Origin of the sequence: Geobacillus sp. BK01 (genome assembly GCF_052220245.1) — a bacterium.
In the GTDB taxonomy this organism is placed as follows: domain Bacteria; phylum Bacillota; class Bacilli; order Bacillales; family Anoxybacillaceae; genus Geobacillus.
In genome coordinates this window covers 1-4,823 of the sequence record NZ_JBQPTH010000042.1, presented here as the reverse complement: position 1 = coordinate 4,823, position 4,823 = coordinate 1, and the positions used below count along the sequence as shown (strand labels likewise).

The following is a 4,823-nucleotide window of genomic DNA, read 5'->3' as shown; positions in this document are numbered from 1 at the left end:
TGCCATTGGCATCATAGCTGTAGTTGAAGTAATTTAAGACATTGCCGTTCGCGCCAAAGTTTTTAATCGATTTTAACTGGTTGGCATCATTATACTCGTAGGCGGTATAGGTGCCATTCGCATGGATTATCGAACAGTGCCAGGCACTGTTCGCCAATATCGATTCCCGCTTTGATCGCTGCTCTTCTGCTTTCCACCGCGCTGCATAAGTCCGGCATGTTGCCGGGATGAGCCGCTGTTTTCATGTATAAATGCCGCCGCTAATCCGGAATCATAACTTCAAAAACCGGATAACGGAGGAACAAGATGAAAAAACGGCTCGCTTTTTGCTTTTCGCAGGGCTCTTCTCCTTGCAGTCCATTCATGCTTTGGCCCGCGATGAGTGGATGGAAATAGCGAAAAAGTTTATACCACCCAACACTGTTCTTGCAGATCCCGAATCGATCGAGCTGTATGATTTTGATCAAGACGGGCGCAACCAAATCGTGGCGACATTCCAACTTCAAGCGGGCGAACCGCCTTCCCGCTCCAAATTCGGAGCGATTGCATTGAAAAAACAGAGGCAGGCTGGCAAAAAGTATGGAAGACCGAAATAGTAAATGACTCCGCCTTTCGTCATCATCACTAGGCGGCCCATATATATTGCACTACCATTTTTTATTGGCACCCGCTTCGTCACATAAACCAAGTGACAGATACTCATCCTATAAAACACCCCCAGCTGCATTTTACGCAGTTGGGGGATTCTATACAATATTATTTCATAAAAGACAAGTGCCCGCTCCTAATTTCTTGGTTTACCAATCCGATAATTTTAATAACTTATATACTTCCTTATCATGAAAGTCTGATTCAGAAATTTGTAATATATCTATAAGTCTCTGAATTCCCCCTATCCACATGCGATCGTCATCCTCAGCTGCTTTTATTAGCGAAGCCTCTATATGTGGAACTATCACACTTTTATCTATACTCTTCAATATCTCTATCGCTGTAGGGACACCAGGCCAATTCATATCTTGCATTAACTCTATTAAGCAGGGTATCGCCAGCCTATTTCGTGGGTATCCAATTTTATTTAAAACTTTAACCGCATTCTCCCAACAATGCTTCTCGGTATCTTGTATTAACAAAGGAGTGTATTCATCATCAATTGTTGTTAACTCCCTTATTGCAGATAGTTGAACTTCTTGGGGCATATTCCAACTCAAGTTTTTCATCAATCTTTTAACTTCACTAAGTTCCATTAAAATTCATCTCCTACTATTTAACTTTCACAGAAAGGGCCTGCAATAATTTTGTATATTCATGTGGTCTAGTATTAGCATTTTCCCTTGAGTTTATCCATCCCTGCATTTTCTTCATATTTACTGGTCTCACTGACACATGAGTTTTACCATCTTTTATTGCTACTAGTTTTCCTGTTGCATTAATGGCCTCAATAGTAGTTGCTGTATATGGTCCAGATAAAGGCTTTACTGTAGTATAGGATAGCCCACTAACATCTTTTGGTCTTGGAGTTAAATTAGTGCCGTTTCCACTTCCAGTACGATAAATAACTGTTGGGTTTTTCCTATTAAATTTACGTTCTAAAACACTGACTATCTCATTTGCTGCAACATATGCAATCACTATTGCGGTTGCCTCAACAGCGGCTGCTGTTAGCCATGAAATTGATACACCTGCTAATGGAACTAAAAGAAAAGCGAAGTGACCATTTATATCCACATATATAACAGGATTATTTTTAGTGTAAACATATTGATTTATACTAAGCGGCTCATTTTCAAACCCATGGAACGTATCTCTTGTAATAAACCGTCCCATATTCGCATCATAATACCGCGCCATTAGGTAGTATAGCCCGGTTTCCCCATCGTAATAATACCCGGCATAACGGTATGGGTTCGCTGTTGCCAGCGCACCGGTTTTGGACAGAATGTTTCGACAAGTGACAGTGGAGTGAGCCTTTAAAAGTAGACATGTATAAATCGGGAAAAAGATGTCCATACAGAAGACAGGAAGGAGCCGATGAACATGTCGAAAAAACAAAGAACTTATAAAAGCTATTCTTCAGAATTGAAGCTGGAAGCCGTTCAAAGAGCCTTGGCGGGGGAGAGTGTAAAAGTCATTGCACATCATCTTGAGATTACAGATCCTGACTATATTTATAAATGGATAGATCAGTATGAAATGTACGGGGAAGTAGGACTAAAACGAAAAGTTAGAAATCATCCTGAAATGGATAAGGATTTCATCATACAAGAACTAGAGATGGAGAATGAAATTTTAAAAAAGTATCTGCAAATTCTGAAAAGGGAGGGAAAACAGCGAAATTCAAAGTAGTAGACGAGCTCAAAACAAAATATCCAGTCGTTAAAATATGTGAAAAACTACAGATTTCAAAATCTGGTTACTATAAATACTTGAAAACGAAGGGTAAGAAGAAAAAAGAATCTAAGAAAGACCAATCATTAAAAGAATATATCTCTTTGATTTTCCATGAACATAAAGGGAGATATGGATATCGCAAAATTCACGCAGTTTTAAACAATCAATATCAACTAACTGTAAGTGAAAAAGTTGTACGTCGACTAATGAGAGAATTAGGATTAAAATGTCAATCTCGCATGAAACGAAAACAGCCAGTCAAAGTGAAAAAAGCAACTTCCGCTGGATATATTTATGAAAACCTATTAAAAAGAAACTTTTCCACGACACGTTTAAATGAAAAATGGGTCACAGATGTCACGGAAATTGCCGTGGAAGATAAAAAGCTATTTGTTTCTGCCGTTATGGATTTACACAACAATGAAATTATCGGGCATCAGATTTCATCAACACACGATGTTCAACTTGTGGAAGATTCCCTATTGTATGCATTAGAAATCAGACACATCAAGGATTCTTTAATTCTTCATTCCGATCAAGGAATGCCATATCGATCAACAAGATGGAAAACGCTGATGGATACATTTTCAATCACACCAAGTATGTCGAGAAAAGCGAATGCGCTTGATAACGCATGCATAGAAAGCTTTTTCTCCTATCTCAAAACCGAGATAGAGCAGGATTTGCAACGTACGAAAAGTGTGAAAGAGGCAACGCAACTCATTCATGATTACATTCACTATTACAACCACCAACGGATACAAGGTGTTCTTCGTTATCAAACACCGACTCAATATGCAAAGGCTAGTTAAAAACGAGCACCAGTGGGCTATATCTCCTCCTTCTCGTCTTACCGACCTCTCCTCAGAACTCCGTGGGGCTGTCAAGTGCTCTCCTTGACAGTTTCACGGGGTTCTGAGACACTAGGAAAAAGACGAGAAAAGGAAAGGAACCAGAGCTTTACCACTCTGATTCCTTCACGTGAACTGAATTTATACTGTCTACTTTTCGGATCGCAGTGCACAGGCACCCATTCCCTAAGTGTTTATGCTAAATCAAGATAAATTTAAAGAGGGGATAAAAGGGTATCTATATAAGTTGCAATTTTGTTTTACATGGCATTGTTCGCTCTTCTTGCCACCGTGCCAGCTTGTTAGGTGATAAAGTAAAGACGGACATGGAGGTCGGAATTTCTTTATTACAACCTATATATAAAAATGATATACGTACTTTTTTTATTAAGGAGCATTCCTGTTAAAAGCTTTTCCGAGGACTTGAACAAAAAAAGCCCTCTTGGTATGATGCAGGGGTGTCAATGACCCAATTGACCCTGAAATCATGCCAAGGAGGACTTTAGATGAATTGTACACAAAATCGCAAAATAACTATACATTACAAAACCACACATTATTTTGTGACATACAAATAAAGTGCTACCAAATAAATAAATATGTGCAAAATAGAATAAACTTTTCCCAAGATAATGGCAAAGCCTTTATCTTCACGCAAAAAAATCAAATATCCTATACATCCAATTAACACTATAATATACAATGGCGAAACTGCAAGCTGTGAAAGGTCCATAGCTCATTCTCCTATATATACATAATTATCTTTTCATTTTGTTATACTATATCGCTTAAAATCTGCTGATCTATAGTCTAACATATCAGACCTGAATATTCAAAATAGAAGTAAAAACTCGTTAACTATTATTTTCTTAATGATAGTACCCAATTATTATGGTTAATAATTGAGTACTAATCCAACAATTCTATTTATATTTATTCCATCCTTTGATGAATCCTCTAATAAGCAAATAACCGTCTCCAACAGCGCTTATTGGTATTGCAGCTTTCAATCCAGCACGTATCGCAACTTTTAATGCTATTTTTCTTGCATTTTGTAACATAGTTCTTGATCTTCCTAAATGCTTTACAGCTTCTTGTGCAGATTTGCTATAACTTATTTTATAAGCTTCACGTCCCTTTGCTATTCCTGCCCAAATGCTAGTAAATATCCAACTGGCATTATCCCATCCTATATAATTTGCTAACCAAAATTTTATGGCGTATTTGAGTGCATACTGAACACGCTTGTTTATTGATATGTGTCCACTTGGATCAATATAAGTTACTGGGTTGTTTTTTCCATAAGCATATTGATTCAAACTCTGCGGATCATCCTCAAACCCATGGAACGTATCCCTTGTAATAAACCGACCAATATTAGCATCATAATAACGTGCCATGAGATAGTATAATCCAGTTTCTTCATCATAATAATAACCCGCATAACGGTATGGTGTTAAAGCCGATGATAAAATCCCCAATATAGCCGGAATAAAATTCCCCACTTACAATAGAACCATAGTGTCAATGAGAGGAGCTATGGTTCATGATTACGAGAGGGGAATTTTTCATGATCAAAGA

General features: G+C 37.9%; 5 protein-coding genes and 1 pseudogene. 3 read left to right on the top strand and 3 right to left on the bottom strand.

Going from position 1 to position 4,823, the window contains the following annotated elements:
- Window positions 1–350: 350 nt before the first annotated feature.
- Complete coding sequence (locus ACTVDO_RS17185; protein WP_143271315.1) at window positions 351–596, top strand: hypothetical protein; 246 nt, start codon at window positions 351–353, stop codon at window positions 594–596.
- Between the two features lie 201 nt (window positions 597–797).
- On the opposite strand, the gene ACTVDO_RS17180 is transcribed toward ACTVDO_RS17185, so the two are convergent.
- Both ACTVDO_RS17180 and ACTVDO_RS17175 read right to left on the bottom strand, forming a co-directional pair.
- Window positions 798–1,247: a DUF5071 domain-containing protein gene (locus tag ACTVDO_RS17180; RefSeq protein ID WP_052023561.1), complete on the bottom strand. Its 450-nt coding sequence runs from the start codon at window positions 1,245–1,247 to the stop codon at window positions 798–800.
- A 16-nt stretch (window positions 1,248–1,263) separates the two neighbouring features.
- Window positions 1,264–2,010 carry an RHS repeat-associated core domain-containing protein gene (locus tag ACTVDO_RS17175; protein ID WP_442901944.1) on the bottom strand — a complete coding sequence of 249 codons (747 nt, stop codon included), beginning with the start codon at window positions 2,008–2,010 and terminating at the stop codon, window positions 1,264–1,266.
- Window positions 2,011–2,037: 27 nt separating this feature from the next.
- Here ACTVDO_RS17175 and ACTVDO_RS17170 point away from each other — a divergent pair, with 27 nt between their 5' ends.
- The gene (locus tag ACTVDO_RS17170; RefSeq protein ID WP_021096125.1) at window positions 2,038–2,346 is read left to right on the top strand and encodes a helix-turn-helix domain-containing protein; all 309 of its coding nucleotides are present in this window, start codon (window positions 2,038–2,040) and stop codon (window positions 2,344–2,346) included.
- A 29-nt stretch (window positions 2,347–2,375) separates the two neighbouring features.
- A pseudogene (locus ACTVDO_RS17165) lies at window positions 2,376–3,203 on the top strand (IS3 family transposase); the annotation flags it as partial.
- Between the two features lie 962 nt (window positions 3,204–4,165).
- Here the strand turns inward: ACTVDO_RS17165 and ACTVDO_RS17160 are convergent.
- The gene (locus tag ACTVDO_RS17160; RefSeq protein ID WP_442901943.1) at window positions 4,166–4,747 is read right to left on the bottom strand and encodes an RHS repeat-associated core domain-containing protein; all 582 of its coding nucleotides are present in this window, start codon (window positions 4,745–4,747) and stop codon (window positions 4,166–4,168) included.
- Window positions 4,748–4,823: the final 76 nt, after the last annotated feature.

Coding starts and splice junctions, on each gene's coding strand:
- ACTVDO_RS17170 (WP_021096125.1), top strand. CDS start 2,038: ATGTCGAAAAAACAAAGAACTTATAAAAGCTATTCTTCAGAATTGAAG.
- ACTVDO_RS17175 (WP_442901944.1), bottom strand. CDS start 2,010: ATGGACATCTTTTTCCCGATTTATACATGTCTACTTTTAAAGGCTCAC.
- ACTVDO_RS17180 (WP_052023561.1), bottom strand. CDS start 1,247: ATGGAACTTAGTGAAGTTAAAAGATTGATGAAAAACTTGAGTTGGAAT.